Source organism: Marinobacter antarcticus, from assembly GCF_011049865.1.
Lineage (GTDB): Bacteria > Pseudomonadota > Gammaproteobacteria > Pseudomonadales > Oleiphilaceae > Marinobacter > Marinobacter antarcticus_A.
The window spans coordinates 1-16,355 of record NZ_DRGY01000147.1 but is presented as its reverse complement, the minus strand read 5'-3'; the positions used below and the strand labels follow the sequence as shown (position 1 = coordinate 16,355).

Below are 16,355 nucleotides of genomic sequence, written 5' to 3'. Positions count from 1 at the left end.
TCACGGTAGGAGCGCAATCGTTTGATATTGTAAAGCCCAGTTCCCGCTGTGTTTTGACAACCGTCGATCCGGACACCGGCGTGAAAGACCCCGGCCTGCAACCCCTGAGAACACTTTCTGGTTACCGCAGAACCGCAGACGGTGTCATTTTCGGCCAAAATGCAATCCACGAATCACCTGGCGTTATCCGGGTGAATGATGTCGTCACTGTTATTGAATCGGAGTAGAACACAACGTGCCATTGTTAACGCTGGACTCGATTTCCCTGGCCTTCGGGATGCACCCGCTGCTGGATCAGGCGTCCCTTAATATTGATGCCGGAGAACGGGTATGTTTGTTGGGAAGGAACGGTGAGGGCAAATCAACCCTGCTAAAAATCGTCAGCGCAGAGGTTGTGCCAGACGGCGGCACCGTGCGTCTTGAGGACGGTGCGGTGTTGGCAGAACTTCCGCAGAACCTGCCGTCAGACGATTCCAGAACGGCTTACGAAGTAGTATCCGGCGCGTTTCCTGAAACCGGGCAGTTGTTATCCGAATTTCATACATTGGCGCAGCAGGCAGATGAAGCCAGCCTTGACCGCTTGATGAAAGTTCAAGAGCGTATTGAAGCCCTTGATGGATGGCGACTTGACCAGAAGGTGACCGCGGTTCTGGCGCAGTATGGTATAGACCCGGATCAACGGCTCAACACGCTTTCTGGCGGTTGGCAGCGCAGGGTCTTGTTAGCCAGGGCTCTGGTGGGAGAGCCAGACATTCTGCTACTGGACGAGCCAACGAACCACCTTGATGTTCCCGCAATCGCCTGGCTTGAAGATGCGTTGGGGGCTTTTCGTGGTGCCATACTCTTCGTGAGCCACGACCGGGCGTTTATCAGGCGCATGGCGACCCGCGTTGTAGAACTCGATCGTGGCAAGCTGATCAGCTTTGCAGCCTCTTATGATCAATATCTGGCACTCAAGGAAAAGGCGCTCGAGGAAGAGGAGCGGGAAAACGCGCTTTTCGACAAGCGCCTGAAGCAGGAAGAGACCTGGATTCGCCAAGGCATCAAGGCCCGTCGTACCCGCAACATGGGCAGGGTAAGAGCGCTCAGGGCCATGCGAGAGGAGCATCGGCAACGTCGGGTTCGCAGTGGAACGGCAAGTTTTGCGGTGGAGGATGCCGCCCGTTCGGGCAAGTTGGTGGTTGAGGCGGTCGAATCGGGATTTGCGTATCCCGACGGAACACCGATTATCGGGGACATGAATCTTACCGTGTTCCGTGGCGACAAAATCGGTCTTGTGGGCGAAAACGGAACGGGAAAAACAACGCTGGTGCGTTTGCTACTTGGGGATCTGAAACCTACAGACGGAACCATTCGCCTGGGAACCAATCTCAAAGTTGCCTATTTTGATCAGCTTCGCGGCGAGCTGGACCTGAGTCTTAATGCCCTCGATAACCTGTCTGAAGGGCGGGAATTCATCGAGATTAACGGTCAGAGCAAACACGTGCTCGGATACTTGCAGGAGTTTCTTTTTACGCCCGAGCGAGCAAGGTCTCCGGTCAGAGTGTTTTCCGGCGGCGAGCGGGCCCGGCTTTTGCTGGCCAAACTGTTCAGCAAGCCTGCGAACATTCTGGTGCTCGATGAGCCGACCAACGACCTGGATGTGGAAACACTGGAATTGCTGGAGGAACAACTCGCGGAATTTGCGGGCACCGTTATCGTTATAAGTCACGACCGGGAGTTCCTGGACAACGTGGTCACTGAAACCGTCTTTCTGGATGGGTCAGGTAAAGTGCGTGAATACGTGGGTGGTTACAGCGATTGGCGCCGACAGGGTGGTTGTTTTCCGTCTGAGGCAAGCGGCGCGCGCCCCGACAGGCACGACAAGGCAACGAGAACGGGCAAGCAAGGGAGTGGAAAAAAGCAGAGTAAATCCCCGGTGAAGGGGCAGAGTCGGCCCGCACCGCAAAGCGAACCCGCGATCAAACCGGCCAAAATGAGTTACAAGCTCAAACTTGAGCTTGATCAGTTGCCAGGGCAAATCGAAGCGTTGGAACAGGCCGTTGCCAGCATTCGAGGGCGTATCTCGGCGTCGGATTTCTATGCCGGTTCACCCGAGGACGTTTCCGCAACGCTGGAGGAGCTGGAGCAAAAGGAAGCGCGCCTTGAAAAAACCATCGAGCGTTGGATGGAGCTTGAGGGACAGGCTTAGCCAAGCCTGCTGCGTAACACGTTAGCCCGGAGGAAGATTTACTCCGGGCCGTTGTTCCTGCCACCCATCCCCACCGACGGTATCAGCGAATCCTGATTGCCAGAACATCGCACTCGGTTCCGTGCAAAACGCCGTTTGCAGTCGAGCCCAGAAGAAGCTGAAAGCCTTTTCTGCCGTGGCTTCCTACGATCACCAAATCCGCTTCCTGCTCTTTCACAAGGCGGTGAATTTCAGACTCCGGGCGGCCTACCGTGACGATTTGATTGGCGGTATCAACGCCATATTTATGTCCATAGGCCACAAGTTGTTCCCGAGCAGCTTTGTCGAGCTGATCCTGAAGTTCAGTGAGGTCCATGGGGATGTCACCGCCGTAGGCGTACCCAACCGGCTCTACAACGTGTACCAGAACCAGGTTTGCGCCATGGGCCTCGCTCATGGCTTTGGCTTTCTCCAGAACCTGTGGCGCTTCTTCGGTCAGATCTATGGCAACGAGCATTTTTTTATATGCAGACATACCTGGCTCCTTTTCAACTCCAGTTCTTTCTATTCCCGTTCTTCCAGCAATGTTGCAGCGATATGCCAACAATGCTCAGGCTCGCTGAGATAGCGTTTGGCCATGCTTACAGCATAGTACGCCAGTCCAATTGAAGAAAGGAGGGCGTGCTATCAGGCACTTTGTTGAAGCAGGTCAATCGCCGTGGTCAGGCTTTTGAGAATCCGCTTCGAGTACCTGTCTATGACAAACCCCACGTTGTTTTCGTTGTAATTGATATAAGAGCCGCGGATAAACTGCCAATTTGAAGTGAGGTCACTCAACAGTGTTTTTAGTTCACCGTCACTGTCGCCCTTCGCCACGGTCTCCAGAAGCTGTTCAAACTCTTTTGCTTGCTCGTCAAGGGGCGTTTCACTGGATGAACCCTGAAACGTCTGGGCGACGGATGAGTTGGTTCGAACCGAGTATTTCGCCATCATCTGGGCGATTTTCACGGCGCCAGATCGCGCTGCTTCAACCCGTGGACCGGTTTTTATCTCGGAGTTTTTCTGGGCAATCTGGTAAAACTCAGTGGCCATGTCATTCATCGCCAGTGCTTGATTGGCCATGTCGGAAACCATGCGTAAATCCGGGTAGCCGGTCTCACGCACGTCGTTAATGTTGTCACGCATCAAGCCTTTGAACCGGTCGAATTTGTCGAGCAGTGCTTTAATCTGCTCTGCTGTTAAAACACCGCTGGTGCTTTCTGCCAGAAGATTCATCGAGTCGTTCGCCGTATTGATACCTGCCAGGATCTCATTCAAGTTGCTCTTGGTGCCGCTTCCAATGAATCGGTAGTAAGCATCCAGCGACACGTAATTGCTGACTCGAAATGTGTGTAACTGAGCCAGAAAATCATCAGCGTTTTGGGCGCGGGCGCCCAGGGATGTTAGTAGTAACAAAAAGAGTGCAGCAACCAGGGAGCGCGTCCGCAGACGGGTAGGATTCATCGGATGTTTCTCCGTAATGCATTTATTATTGTGTACCAAAGTCGTAGAGCGAAGGTAAAGTAACTTGTCTGGCCGATCAAGCAGTTTTGTTCGTCTTGTGCACGGCTGTGGCAGAGGCAGTTGTACAGAAATATAGGGTGATTTGTGCCTGAGGAGAAAGAAAAAAATTGACAAACGTGCTGTTTTTTCCCATCGTGATGCCCCAATGATTCAAACGACTGTATGAATTTTTGAGTCGATTAATCGGGCAGTGACCGAAATCTCGCTGCACAAGCAACTCTGGCGGTTCGCGAATGAGCCAAGCCGGAATTGGAAGCAGTTCCAAACACAGACTGGAGATCAGTTGATGATTTACGAAGGTAAAGCCATCACGGTTAAAGAGATCGAAGGCGGGATCGCTCAGTTGGACTTCGACTTGCAGGGCGAGTCGGTAAACAAGTTCAACCGTCTTACTATTGAAGAGCTCCACGCCGCGACTGATGCGCTTAAAGCGCAGAAAAACCTCAAGGGCCTGGTAATAACCAGTTCCAAAGACAGCTTCATTGTAGGCGCCGACATTACAGAGTTTACCGAGCTGTTTGCCGGTTCCGAAGAAGATCTCATAGCCAACAACCTTAAAGCCAATGCCATTTTCAGTGCGGTAGAAGACCTTCCGTTCCCGACGGTAACCGCTATTAACGGTATTGCTCTGGGCGGCGGTTTTGAGATGTGTCTGGCGACGGACTACCGGGTTATGGCGCCCAAGGCAAAAGTGGGTCTTCCGGAAGTCAAGCTCGGTATTTTCCCGGGCTTTGGCGGAACGGTTCGCCTGTCTCGCCTGGTGGGCGTTGATAATGCCGTTGAATGGATTTGCGGTGGCTCAGAAAATCGCGCCGATGTTGCCTTGAAAACAGGCGCAGTTGACGCTGTGGTTGAGCCGGAAAAACTGGTTGAAGCCGCCGTGGCGATCATCAACCAGTGCAACGAAGGCAAGCTTGATTACGAAGCGCGCCGCGAAGAAAAGAAAGGCAAGATCAAGCTGAATGCCATGGAAAGCATGATGGCCTTCGAAATCTCAAAGGCCTTTGTCGGTGCCAAAGCGGGTAAAAACTACCCGGCACCGGTCGAAGCCATCAAGGTGATGCAGAAGCACGCTGGATTGACCCGCGACAAGGCCATTGAAGTAGAAGCCAAAGGTTTTGCCAAAATGGCAAAGACCAATGTGGCTGCCTGTCTTGTTGGTTTGTTCCTGAACGATCAGGAATTGAAGAAGAAAGCCAAAGCGTGGGAAAAAGAAGCCTCTGAAGTGAAACTGGCCGCCGTACTCGGTGCCGGAATCATGGGTGGTGGTATTGCTTATCAGTCAGCACTGAAAGGCACGCCAATCATCATGAAGGACATCAACCAGGACGGCATTGCTCTGGGTCTTAAAGAAGCCAAGAAGCAGCTGACCAGGCGGGTTGATAAAGGTCGCATGGATGCAGGGCAGATGGCTGATGTTCTTAACAGCATTACACCAACCCTGAACTACGGTGATTTCAAGGACGTAGACCTGGTTGTTGAAGCTGTTGTTGAGAATCCCAAAGTAAAAGATGCGGTTCTGCGCGAAGTTGAAGAGATGACTCGTGATGACGCCATCCTGACGTCTAACACATCGACTATTTCAATCGACCTTCTGGCCAAGAATCTCAAACGCCCGGAAAACTTCTGCGGCATGCACTTTTTCAACCCGGTGCCCATGATGCCGCTGGTTGAAGTTATCCGTGGCAAGAAGACCAGCGATCGTGCTGTTGCCACAACCGTTGCTTATGCAAAGGCCATGGGCAAGACCCCGATCGTTGTAAACGATTGCCCGGGTTTCCTGGTAAACCGCGTTCTGTTCCCGTATTTCGGTGGTTTTTCAGGTTTGATTCGTGACGGTGCCGACTTCCAGAAAGTCGACAAGGTGATGGAAAAGTTTGGTTGGCCGATGGGCCCTGCCTACCTGCTTGACGTGGTTGGCATGGATACTGCCAAACACGCCAACGAAGTAATGGCGGAAGGCTTCCCTGAGCGCATGAAGGCAGATTACAAGTCCGCCGTTGAAGTGATGTTCGAGAACGACCGCTACGGTCAGAAGAACGATAAAGGCTTCTATAAATATGAGCTGGACCGCAAGGGCAAGCAGAAGAAGGTTGTCGATGAAGAAACCTACAAGCTGATTGAACCGGTTGTTCAGGGTAAGAACGATTTCAGTGATGAGGATATCATTGCTCGTATGATGCTCCCTCTGTGTCTGGAAACCGTTCGCTGCCTGGAAGACGGCATTGTTGAAGGCCCGGCAGATGCTGACATGGGCCTGATCTTCGGTATCGGTTTCCCGCCGTTCCGTGGTGGTGCCCTGCGTTATATCGACGATATGGGTGTCGACAAATTCGTCGAGCTAGCAGACAAGTTTGCAGACCTTGGTCCTTTGTATCATCCGACCAAGAAGCTGCGTGAAATGGCCAAGAAGGGCGAAAAGTTCTTTGGCTAACCCTGAACGAGATTTCCGAACGGAGAAAGATCTATGAGCCTTAATCCGAGAGACGTTGTCGTCATCGATTGCGTGCGGACTCCGATGGGTCGTGCCAAAAATGGTTGTTTCCGTAATGTACGTGCGGAGACCCTGTCGGCAGCGCTGATCGAAGCATTGTTCGAGCGCAACCCGAAGCTCGACCCGAAAGAAGTGGAAGATGTGATCTGGGGTTGTGTAAACCAGACCAAAGAGCAGGGCTTTAACGTAGCCCGGCAGATTTCCCTGCTGACCCGTATTCCCCATGAGTCGGCAGCGCAGACAGTCAACCGTCTGTGTGGCTCTGCGATGAGCGCCATTCACACCGCAGCCCAGGCGATCATGACCGGCAACGGCGACATGTTCATGGTGGGTGGTGTGGAGCACATGGGGCACGTTCCCATGACGGAAGGCTTCGATCACAATCCCGCCGCGTCCAAGTACACGGCTAAAGCGTCTAACATGATGGGCCTGACGGCCGAAATGTTGGCGAAGATGCACGGCATTACCCGTGAGCAGCAGGATGAGTTCGGCGCGCGTTCACATCGTCTGGCCCAGGAAGCAACGCTGGAAGGCCGTTTCAAGAACGAAATCGTGCCGATTGAAGGCCACGACGAAAATGGCTTCAAAATGCTGATCGAGCATGACGAAACCATTCGCCCGGATACCACCGTGGAGTCGTTGGGCCAGCTCAAGCCGGCTTTTGACCCCAAGAATGGAACCGTCACCGCAGGTACGTCTTCCCAGCTGACAGACGGAGCCGCTGCGATGGTTTTGATGTCGGCAGAGCGAGCGGAAGCGCTCGGGCTGAAGCCAATTGCGAAAATTCGCAGTATGGCGGTAGCCGGCTGTGATCCCGCGATCATGGGTTACGGCCCGGTGCCGGCCACCAAAAAAGCGCTGAAGCGTGCAGGCCTTAAAGTAGAAGACATCGACTTTTGGGAACTGAACGAAGCGTTCGCAGGCCAGTCTTTGCCGGTTCTGAAAGACCTGAAGCTGCTGGGTGTTATGGAAGAAAAGGTTAACCTGAACGGCGGCGCGATTGCTCTTGGCCATCCGCTGGGTTGTTCTGGTGCCCGTATCTCCACAACCTTGCTGAATGTCATGCTGAATAAAGGCGGTAAGCTTGGTGTTTCCACCATGTGTATCGGCCTCGGCCAAGGCATTACAACGGTATGGGAGCGCCTGTGATTCGCTAGACGAACACGGTAACGCTTTCATGGAAGGCCCGGCCGCGCGCCGGGCCTTCCTGCTTTCAGGTCGCCCTCAAGGCGTTTCCTGAGCGTTCAAAAAAGCATGACTGAAACAAAGAATGGGTTGTCTTGCTATTCCTGACCCTGTAAAACAGTGAGCCTATACACAATGGCGGCTCCTATAGTTTTTCCAGCCGATTGATTTTACAGCGAGTTTACGGTCTGCTTGTTTACCGACCGATTTATCGCCAAGGATACAGATCTCCGATATGGGTAAAAGTCTCGTAATTGTCGAGTCACCAGCGAAAGCGAAGACCATCAATAAGTACCTGGGCTCTGACTTCATCGTGAAGTCAAGCGTCGGGCATATTCGTGATCTTCCCGTCAGTGGCAACGGATCCCAATCTGACCCGAAAGAGCGTGCCAGGCAGGCGGCGATCACGCGTAAACTCAGCCCCGAAGACAAGATTGCCCATAAAAAGCGCAAGGCCCGGGAACAACTGGTCGCCCGCATGGGTGTTGATCCCGATCAGGACTGGAGTGCTCGTTACGAGATTCTTCCTGGCAAGGAAAAAGTGGTCAGTGAGCTCAAGCGACTGGCCAAGAATGCCGACCATATCTACCTCGCGACGGATCTTGACCGCGAGGGGGAGGCCATTGCATGGCACCTGCAACAGACCATTGGCGGTGAGCCTGAAAAGTATCGCCGCGTGGTGTTCAACGAAATTACCAAGCGCGCCATTCAAGAAGCGTTCAAAGACCCCGGAAGCCTCGATACCAATCGAGTAAACGCTCAACAGGCCCGACGTTTTCTCGACCGGGTTGTGGGCTACATGGTGTCGCCCTTGCTGTGGGCCAAGCTCGCTCGCGGGCTTTCTGCCGGTCGTGTTCAGTCGGTTGCTGTGCGGTTAATTGCAGAGCGAGAGCGGGAAATCCGGATTTTTGTGCCGGAAGAATACTGGCAGTTGTTTGCCGGGCTGGGTGCCAAAGCCAGTGCGCAACCGGTGCGGTTTGAGGTTACCCGCTACAACGACAAGCCTTATCGCCCGGTTAACGAGCAGCAGAGCGTTGAGCACGTCAAGCGCCTTGAGTCAGGTAGCTTTGAGGTATCCAAGCGGGAAGACAAGCCAACCAGGTCTCGTTCGGGGCCGCCGTTTATTACATCAACGCTGCAGCAGGCGGCGAGCAACCGCATGGGCTTCAGTGTCAAGAAAACAATGATGCTGGCCCAGCGCCTTTATGAGGCCGGGTACATTACCTACATGCGTACGGATTCGACAAACCTGAGTCAGGATGCCGTCAGTGGTTGCCGTGATTACATTCAGGAGCAGTTCGGTGAGCGTTATCTGCCAGAGGAGCCAAAGCTTTATGGCAGTAAAGAGGGCGCCCAAGAGGCTCACGAAGCCATTCGCCCGACGGAAGCGACCCGTCAGGCAACGGCTATCAGCGGCCTGGAAAAGGACGCCGAAAAGCTTTATGACTTGATCTGGCGCCAGTTTGTGGCGTGCCAGATGTCAGACGCGGAATTCCTCAGCACGTCGATTGCGGTTGCCAACGGCGATTACGAACTGCGCACACGGGGTCGGATCATCAAGTTTGATGGCTTCCTTAAAGTGGCACCTCAGTCGGCGAAAAAAGAAGAAGACATTGCCCTGCCAGATATTAAAGTGGGTGAGGTGCTTAGCCTCGAAAAACTTGATCCCACCCAGCACTTTACCAAGCCAGCACCGCGATACACGGAAGCCAGCCTGGTAAAAGAGCTTGAAAAGCAGGGTATCGGCCGCCCATCGACGTACGCGTCAATCATCTCGACCATTCAGGATCGAGGGTATGTGCGCCTGCAGAACCGTCGTTTCTACGCTGAAAAAATGGGCGAAATCGTCACCGACAGGCTGTGCGAGTCGTTTTCCAATCTGATGGATTTTGACTTTACCGCAAAGATGGAAGGCGACCTGGATCACATTGCCGAAGGCGATGTGGAGTGGAAAAAGGTTCTTAACGATTTTTACGCGCATTTCCGTCAACAGTTGGAGTCTGCCGAAGCGGCGGACGACGAAGGCGGTATGCGCCCGAACGATCCCACAGAAACCACAATCCCATGCCCGACCTGCAGTCGGAATATGCAGATCCGCGTGGCCAGTACCGGCGTTTTCCTTGGGTGTTCGGGCTATTCGCTGCCGCCGAAAGAACGCTGTAAAACCACCATTAATCTGGTATCAGGCGATGAGGTTGTCAGCGCCGACGATGACGTTGAAGGTGAGGGCGAAACCCGGTTGTTGCGCAAGAAGCGGCGCTGCCCGAAATGTTCTACCGCCATGGACAGCTACCTCGTGGATGAAGCTCACAAGCTGCACGTTTGTGGTAACAATCCTGACTGTTCCGGTTACGAAGTAGAAGAGGGTACGTTCCGTATCAAAGGCTACGACGGGCCGACTCTGGAATGCGATAAATGCGGCTCTGAGATGCAGCTTAAAACAGGGCGCTTTGGCAAGTATTTCGGGTGTATGAGTGATACCTGCAAGAACACGCGCAAACTCCTGAAGAGCGGTGAGCCGGCGCCGCCCAAGATGGACCCGGTGCCCATGCCCGAACTGCAGTGCCAGAAGGTGGACGACACCTATGTGCTGCGCGACGGTGCATCCGGAATGTTTCTGGCGGCCAGCAAATTTCCGAAAAATCGTGAAACCCGGCCCCCTCTGGTGATGGAGATCAAGCCGCACCGGAAGGAAATTGATCCGAAGCACAACTATCTGATGGAGGCTCCGGAACGCGATCCCTCCGGTAACCCTGCGGTTATCCGTTACAGCCGCAAGACCAAAGAACAGTATGTGATGTCGGAGAAAGACGGCAAGGCAACGGGCTGGTCTGCGTGGTATGTCGATGGCAAATGGCAGCCTCGGGAAAAGAAGTAATCCGAACGGAGTGATGTCGCAAACAAAAAGAGGCCGGGAAAATTCTCCCGGCCTCTTTTTGTTTATTTGGGCGCTCGGTGCTCTATCTGAACTTCCGCAATCTCTGGATCAGTGACGACGTATCCCAACGTTTTCCGCCCATCTCCTGAACGTCCCCGTAGAATTGATCGACCAAGGCTGTGACCGGTAACGAGGCGTTGATTTTACGAGCTTCGTCCAGGCAGATACCGAGATCTTTGCGCATCCAGTCAACTGCAAACCCGTGGTCGAACTTGCCGTCAATCATGGTTGCTGACCGATTTTCCATCTGCCAGGACTGAGCGGCGCCTTTCGAAATGACGTCCACAACTTTGCTGACATCAAGGTTCGCCTGCTCGGCGAAATGCAACGCTTCGGAGAGGCCTTGAACGAGGCCCGCGATAGCGATCTGATTGACCATTTTGGTTTTCTGGCCGCTGCCCGCCGGGCCCATCAGGTTCAGGGCTTTGGCATAGTGCTGCATGAGCGGTTGGGCTTTGGCGTAGTCTGAATCAGTGCCACCGCACATGATCGTGAGCTGGCCGTTCTGGGCGCCTTGTTGGCCCCCTGATACAGGCGCGTCGATAAAGCCCATACTGACCTTGCGTGAAGCCTCGGCCAGTCTCTCGGCAACGCCTGCGGACGCGGTGGTGTGATCCACCAGAATCGCGCCTTGCGGTGCGTTTGCCAGAATGCCATCGTCGCCTTCATAAACCGCAATAAGATCCTTGTCGGCACCGACGCAGGTAAATATGAAGTCTGCGCCGCTTACGGCTTCTGAAAGGGTTTGGCATGCGGTTCCGGAGTACTCTTTTGCCCATTGCAGAGCCTTTTCTTCGGAACGATTCCAAACGCGAACGGTAAGGCCTGCATTGGCGAGGTGACCGGCCATGGGATACCCCATAACGCCAAGGCCGATAAAGGTTGCGGTCGTCATTATTTTCTCCTGTTAGAGTTCTGCAACTTAACTTAGCACAGAGTTCACAGGTTGCTGGAGAAAAGAGTATATCCGTTCAGCACGCCAAAAAAAGGCCGCTAAATTAGCGGCCTTCTGGTGTTCGGACAAGCAGGATTTACTCTTTCGGATAATCCCGTGCCGGCGAGCCGGTATAAAGCTGGCGTGGGCGGCCGATACGGTAATCGCCGCTGACCATTTCGTTCCAGTGCGCGAACCAGCCAATGGTCCGGGACATGGCGAAAACCACCGTAAACATGGATGTCGGAATACCGATGGCCTTGAGAATGAGGCCGGAATAGAAATCCACGTTCGGGTAGAGTTTGCGCTCGACGAAGTACTCGTCTTCCAGGGCGATCTGCTCAAGTCGCTGGGCGATTTTGAGCAGCGGGTCGTCTTCCAGCCCAAGCTCACTCAAAACTTCGTGCGCGGTCTCAGCCATAACTTTGGCGCGCGGGTCGAAGTTTTTATATACCCGGTGACCAAAACCCATCAGGCGGAACGGATCATCTTTGTCTTTCGCTTTGGCGATGAACTTGTCGATGTTGGATTCGTCACCGATCTCGGCAAGCATGTCCAGAACCGCTTCGTTGGCTCCGCCATGGGCTGGTCCCCACAGGGCTGCTATACCTGATGCGATGCAGGCATAGGGGTTAGCGCCGGTAGAGCCGGCGAGCCGAACGGTAGAGGTGGACGCGTTCTGCTCATGATCAGCGTGCAGGATGAAAATCTTGTCCATGGCTTTGGCCAGGATAGGATTTGGCTTGAACTCTTCGCAGGGAACGCCAAACATCATCTGCAGAAAGTTCTCGGAGTACGAGAGGTTGTTCCTTGGGTATATGAACGGCTGACCAATACTGTATTTGTAACACCAGGCCGCGATGGTGGGCATTTTGGCAATCAGGCGATGAGCAGTGATGTCGCGCTGATGCTCGTTGGTAACGTCCATTTGGTCGTGATAAAACGCCGAAAGCGCACCAACGACACCGCACATGATGGCCATGGGATGCGCGTCCCGGCGGAAGCCCTGGAAAAAATTGCGCATCTGGTCGTGCAGCATGGTGTGGTTTTTAATGGTGTCGTGGAACAGCGTATTTTCCGCGTCTGTAGGCAATTCGCCCTTTAGCAGCAGATAGCAGACTTCCAGATAGTCCGAGTGCTCAGCGAGTTGCTCGATTGGATAGCCCCTGTGCAGGAGAACCCCATTTTCACCATCAATGTACGTAATAGCTGACTCGCAGGCTGCTGTTGAGACAAACCCCGGGTCGTAAGTGAAAATACCTTGCTTTACTAGGCCTCGTACGTCGATGACGTCAGGGCCAACGGTGCCGGAATAAACCGGTAGCTCAATGGACTTGTCCCCCACCGAGAGCGTGGCTTTCCTGTCGGTCATAGTGCTCTCCTGTTTATCAGCTTTGGCAGCATGGGCTGCCTTTATAGTTGCGCAAGAAGGCGCGTATTATCGCAAAACTGGCCGCAAAATATAGGGCGTTGGCTTTTTTTGTCAATCAAAGAGTAGGGAAACCTTATGATCCGTGGCGTGTTGTAAATCAGGGATATCACGAATGATGCGGTTCCGAGTGTGAAAAAGAACGGTCAAAAGGCCCTGTAGCTAGCCTCGTTGCCGTCTTGTCGCCGGCACTGCATCGGTTCGGCGTTTGTAATTATACGGGCGCCTCCTTATAATCCATAGCCCAGAATCAGGGGTTCAACGTCATCGGGCTTGTTTGTAGCAAGCTACCTTGTCGATGTCCACCCTCCTGAACCAATCGGTTATCGGTGTCGTACCGAGCTTCCGATCTAACATACCACCATCCGTTCCCGGTTCGCCGGTTCTGCGGAATCAAGAGAGTGTGAGAGCGCTGTGAACAGTAAACGACCAGTAAATCTCGATCTCGGCAAGTTTCATTTTCCACTGCCAGCCATTACGTCCATATTGCACCGCGTCAGCGGCATCATCATTTTTGTTGGTGTTGCTTTCATGCTCTACGGACTTCAGCTTTCCCTCTCCGGGGAAGAAGGCTTCAGTCAGGTTAGTGAATTGCTGAACAGCTTCTTCGCCAAGCTGATCATCTGGGGCATCATGTCGGCCCTGCTTTATCATCTGGTTGCAGGTATCAAGCATCTGCTCATGGATATGGGTGTCGCTGAAGAGCTCGAAAGCGGGCGCGTGGCCGCCAAAATCACAATTGCGGTTTCCGTCGTCCTCATTGTTCTTGCAGGAGTCTGGATATGGGCATGAATAGTGTGACCAACATTGGCCGGAATGGCGTTCAAGACTGGATCATCCAGAGAGTCTCTGCCTACGTATTAGCCTTCTATACGCTGTTCATGCTCGGGTTTTTCTTGACGACCGACGTTGACTACCAGGTATGGTCGGCTCTGTTCGGTCAGGCTTGGTTCAAGATCTTTACGCTGCTCGCGCTGCTTTCGATTGGCGCTCACGCTTGGGTCGGGCTTTGGACAGTTTCTACGGACTACATTAAATCCGCTATGCCACGTTTTCTTTTTCAGGCGGCGTGCATTCTTGTGATTTTCATCTATGTGGTTTGGGGTATTCAGATTATTTGGGGGCTTTAATTGATGTCTAATATCAAGACCATGTCGTACGACGCTATTGTTATCGGTGGCGGTGGTGCCGGTATGCGAGCCGCCCTTCAGTTGACTGAGTCGGGCGTCAATACAGCGTGTATTACCAAGGTTTTTCCAACGCGTTCGCACACCGTATCCGCCCAGGGTGGTATTACCTGTGCGATTGCAAGCGCGGACCCCAATGATGATTGGCGTTGGCACATGTATGACACCGTTAAGGGGTCTGATTACATCGCCGACCAAGACGCTGTTGAGTACATGTGCTCTGTAGGGCCCCAGGCCGTCTACGAGCTGGAACACATGGGCTTGCCGTTCTCACGCACCGAGCAGGGTCGAATCTATCAGCGCCCGTTTGGTGGCCAGTCCAAGGGTCCGAACGATTCTACTCAGGCCGCGCGTACCTGTGCCGCTGCTGACCGCACGGGTCACGCACTGCTGCACACGCTGTACCAGGCGAACCTCAAAGGCGGCACAACGTTCCTGAATGAGTGGTATGCCGTTGACCTGGTAAAAAACAGTAAAAACGAAGTCGTTGGCGTTGTGGCCATCGAGATTGAAACCGGAGAAGTCGCTTATATCAAGTCTACAGCGGCTGTCCTGGCAACCGGCGGTGCCGGTCGTATTTATGCGTCAACAACGAACGCCCTGATCAACACCGGCGACGGCATTGGCATGGCACTGCGTGCGGGTTTCCCGATGCAGGACATGGAAATGTGGCAGTTTCACCCAACGGGCATTTACGGTGCCGGCACGCTCGTAACGGAAGGGTGTCGAGGTGAGGGTGGCTACCTTATTAACGCTGACGGTGAGCGCTTCATGGAGCGTTATGCCCCGAACGCCAAAGATCTGGCCGGGCGCGACGTTGTGGCGCGCTCCATGGTGATTGAGATTCTTGAAGGCCGCGGCTGTGGCCCGGACAAGGATCACGTGTTGCTGAAGCTGGATCATCTTGGCGAAGAAACGTTGAATCTTCGTTTGCCGGGCATCTGCGAGCTGTCTCGCACCTTCGCCCACGTGGATCCCGTGAAAGAGCCGGTTCCGGTTGTGCCAACTTGCCATTATATGATGGGCGGTATCCCGACGAATGTCGGTGGCCAGGCGCTGACTCAGGATGAGAACGGTAAAGATCAGCCGATTCCGGGCCTGTTTGCTTGCGGTGAAGCGGCGTGTGTTTCTGTTCATGGCGCAAACCGGTTGGGTGGCAACTCCTTGCTGGACCTCGTTGTTTTCGGTCGTGCAGCAGGCTTGCACATTGAAGAGCAACTGCGTGGCGGCTTCGAAACAGATGACGCAACCGATGAAGACATCAAACGTGCCATGGCGCGTTTGGATCGTTTGAATAATGCATCAGAAGGCGAGAGTGTTGCTGACGTTCGCCGGGATCTGCAGAACTGTATGCAACTCTACTTCGGTGTTTTCCGTGACGGCAAGAGCATGGAGGAAGGGCTGGCAAAGCTGGAAGCCATTGGTGAGCGTGTTCGCAACACCAAGCTGGCAGATACCAGCAGTGCATTCAACACCGCGCGCATTGAGGCGCTGGAGTTGGATAACCTTTATGAAGTGGCTCTGGCGACGGCAATCTCTGCAAATGAGCGCAAAGAAAGTCGCGGCGCGCACGCCCGTAATGACTTCACAGAACGTGATGATGAGAATTGGTTGAAGCATTCTCTGTACTTTCCACTTGATAAGCGTATTGGAAAGCGCGACGTGAACTTTTCGCCTAAAACAGTCGATACCTTCCAACCGAAAATTCGGTCTTACTAAGGGGGACGCACATTATGTTGGTAAGCCTTTACCGTTATAACCCGGAAACTGACAACGCCCCGTACATGCAGGATGTGGATGTTGAGCTTCCGGCAGGCAAGGATCTGATGGTTCTTGACGTGCTCAATCTTATCAAAGAACGAGACCCGTCAATGGCCTATCGCCGTTCCTGCCGCGAAGGTGTTTGCGGTTCCGATGGCATGAACATGAACGGCAAAAACGGCTTGGCATGCATCACACCTATGTCCCAGGTCATCAAGAACGACAAACTGGTTTTGCGTCCGCTACCGGGCTTGCCGGTTATCCGTGACCTGGTCGTTGATATGAGCCTGTTCTACAAGCAATACGAAAAGGTAATGCCGTTTTTGAAGAACGACAAACCGGTTCCCGCTATCGAGCGATTGCAGTCACCGGAGGATCGTGAAAAGCTGGACGGCCTGTACGAGTGCATTCTCTGTGCGTGTTGTTCAACGGCTTGCCCGTCGTTCTGGTGGAATCCGGACAAGTTTATTGGTCCGGCAGGGCTGTTGCAGGCTTATCGTTTCCTCGCGGACAGCCGTGATACGGCTCAAGCGGAGCGACTCGATAATCTGGACGATCCGTTCAGCGTGTTCCGCTGCAGAGGTATTATGAACTGCGTCAGCGTTTGCCCGAAAGGCCTCAATCCCACAAGGGCTATTGGCCATATCCGGAATCTTCTGTTGCACAGGGCAACCTAAGCGTCATAATTGTACCC

The 16,355-nt window shown here is 53.6% G+C and carries 13 protein-coding genes; 9 read left to right on the top strand and 4 right to left on the bottom strand.

Translation table 11 applies throughout. The features are described 5' to 3' along the window. Both ENI00_RS17905 and ENI00_RS17900 read left to right on the top strand, forming a co-directional pair. Positions 1-227 (top strand): MOSC domain-containing protein (locus tag ENI00_RS17905; RefSeq protein ID WP_304105451.1); only part of this gene is annotated, 227 nt, incomplete at its 5' end. A gap of 8 nt (positions 228-235) precedes the next feature. Further along, on the top strand, positions 236-2,191 hold the full coding sequence (locus tag ENI00_RS17900; protein WP_304105448.1) for an ATP-binding cassette domain-containing protein: 1,956 nt from the start codon (positions 236-238) through the stop codon (positions 2,189-2,191). An 82-nt stretch (positions 2,192-2,273) separates the two neighbouring features. Here the strand turns inward: ENI00_RS17900 and ENI00_RS17895 are convergent, their stop codons facing one another. Together ENI00_RS17895 and ENI00_RS17890 are read right to left on the bottom strand one after the other, a co-directional pair. Further along, positions 2,274-2,705: a universal stress protein gene (locus ENI00_RS17895; protein WP_304105446.1), complete on the bottom strand. Its 432-nt coding sequence runs from the start codon at positions 2,703-2,705 to the stop codon at positions 2,274-2,276. A 152-nt stretch (positions 2,706-2,857) separates the two neighbouring features. Further along, positions 2,858-3,673, bottom strand: a complete 816-nt coding sequence (locus ENI00_RS17890) for a hypothetical protein (protein WP_304105443.1) — start codon at positions 3,671-3,673, stop codon at positions 2,858-2,860. A 346-nt stretch (positions 3,674-4,019) separates the two neighbouring features. Here ENI00_RS17890 and fadB point away from each other — a divergent pair, with 346 nt between their 5' ends. From fadB to topA, 3 genes are all read left to right on the top strand, one after another. Beyond that, positions 4,020-6,167, top strand: a complete 2,148-nt coding sequence (gene fadB / locus ENI00_RS17885; protein WP_304105454.1) for a fatty acid oxidation complex subunit alpha FadB — start codon at positions 4,020-4,022, stop codon at positions 6,165-6,167. Between the two features lie 33 nt (positions 6,168-6,200). Continuing rightward, the gene (gene fadA, locus ENI00_RS17880; RefSeq protein WP_304105440.1) at positions 6,201-7,376 is read left to right on the top strand and encodes an acetyl-CoA C-acyltransferase FadA; all 1,176 of its coding nucleotides are present in this window, start codon (positions 6,201-6,203) and stop codon (positions 7,374-7,376) included. A gap of 271 nt (positions 7,377-7,647) precedes the next feature. Then, on the top strand, positions 7,648-10,290 hold the full coding sequence (gene topA, locus ENI00_RS17875) for a type I DNA topoisomerase (RefSeq protein WP_304105437.1): 2,643 nt from the start codon (positions 7,648-7,650) through the stop codon (positions 10,288-10,290). 82 nt (positions 10,291-10,372) lie between these two features. Here topA and ENI00_RS17870 read toward each other — a convergent pair whose 3' ends face one another. Together ENI00_RS17870 and gltA are read right to left on the bottom strand one after the other, a co-directional pair. Continuing rightward, complete coding sequence (locus ENI00_RS17870; protein ID WP_304105435.1) at positions 10,373-11,245, bottom strand: NAD(P)-dependent oxidoreductase; 873 nt, start codon at positions 11,243-11,245, stop codon at positions 10,373-10,375. A 136-nt stretch (positions 11,246-11,381) separates the two neighbouring features. Continuing rightward, on the bottom strand, positions 11,382-12,656 hold the full coding sequence (gltA, locus tag ENI00_RS17865; protein WP_304105432.1) for a citrate synthase: 1,275 nt from the start codon (positions 12,654-12,656) through the stop codon (positions 11,382-11,384). A gap of 471 nt (positions 12,657-13,127) precedes the next feature. Between gltA and sdhC the strand changes: the two genes are divergently transcribed. From sdhC to ENI00_RS17845, 4 genes are read left to right on the top strand one after another with little or no spacing between them, the layout of a single operon-like run. Further along, a complete protein-coding gene (gene sdhC, locus ENI00_RS17860) occupies positions 13,128-13,505 on the top strand; it encodes a succinate dehydrogenase, cytochrome b556 subunit (protein WP_304105430.1) in 378 nt (125 codons plus the stop codon). Further along, positions 13,502-13,843: a succinate dehydrogenase, hydrophobic membrane anchor protein gene (sdhD, locus tag ENI00_RS17855; protein WP_414674283.1), complete on the top strand. Its 342-nt coding sequence runs from the start codon at positions 13,502-13,504 to the stop codon at positions 13,841-13,843. The genes sdhC and sdhD overlap by 4 nt, the downstream gene beginning before the upstream one ends. A gap of 3 nt (positions 13,844-13,846) precedes the next feature. After that, positions 13,847-15,619 carry a succinate dehydrogenase flavoprotein subunit gene (sdhA, locus tag ENI00_RS17850; RefSeq protein ID WP_304105424.1) on the top strand — a complete coding sequence of 591 codons (1,773 nt, stop codon included), beginning with the start codon at positions 13,847-13,849 and terminating at the stop codon, positions 15,617-15,619. 14 nt (positions 15,620-15,633) lie between these two features. After that, positions 15,634-16,338 (top strand): succinate dehydrogenase iron-sulfur subunit, encoded by a 705-nt coding sequence (locus ENI00_RS17845; protein ID WP_304105421.1) that lies wholly within the window; start codon positions 15,634-15,636, stop codon positions 16,336-16,338. Positions 16,339-16,355 lie beyond the last annotated feature (17 nt).

Bases quoted from the DNA above. Each gene is read 5' to 3' on its own strand.
- ENI00_RS17895 (WP_304105446.1), bottom strand. From the start codon at position 2,705: ATGTCTGCATATAAAAAAATGCTCGTTGCCATAGATCTGACCGAAGAA.
- ENI00_RS17890 (WP_304105443.1), bottom strand. From the start codon at position 3,673: ATGAATCCTACCCGTCTGCGGACGCGCTCCCTGGTTGCTGCACTCTTT.
- fadB (WP_304105454.1), top strand. From the start codon at position 4,020: ATGATTTACGAAGGTAAAGCCATCACGGTTAAAGAGATCGAAGGCGGG.
- fadA (WP_304105440.1), top strand. From the start codon at position 6,201: ATGAGCCTTAATCCGAGAGACGTTGTCGTCATCGATTGCGTGCGGACT.
- topA (WP_304105437.1), top strand. From the start codon at position 7,648: ATGGGTAAAAGTCTCGTAATTGTCGAGTCACCAGCGAAAGCGAAGACC.
- ENI00_RS17870 (WP_304105435.1), bottom strand. From the start codon at position 11,245: ATGACGACCGCAACCTTTATCGGCCTTGGCGTTATGGGGTATCCCATG.
- gltA (WP_304105432.1), bottom strand. From the start codon at position 12,656: ATGACCGACAGGAAAGCCACGCTCTCGGTGGGGGACAAGTCCATTGAG.
- sdhD (WP_414674283.1), top strand. From the start codon at position 13,502: ATGAATAGTGTGACCAACATTGGCCGGAATGGCGTTCAAGACTGGATC.
- sdhA (WP_304105424.1), top strand. From the start codon at position 13,847: ATGTCTAATATCAAGACCATGTCGTACGACGCTATTGTTATCGGTGGC.
- ENI00_RS17845 (WP_304105421.1), top strand. From the start codon at position 15,634: ATGTTGGTAAGCCTTTACCGTTATAACCCGGAAACTGACAACGCCCCG.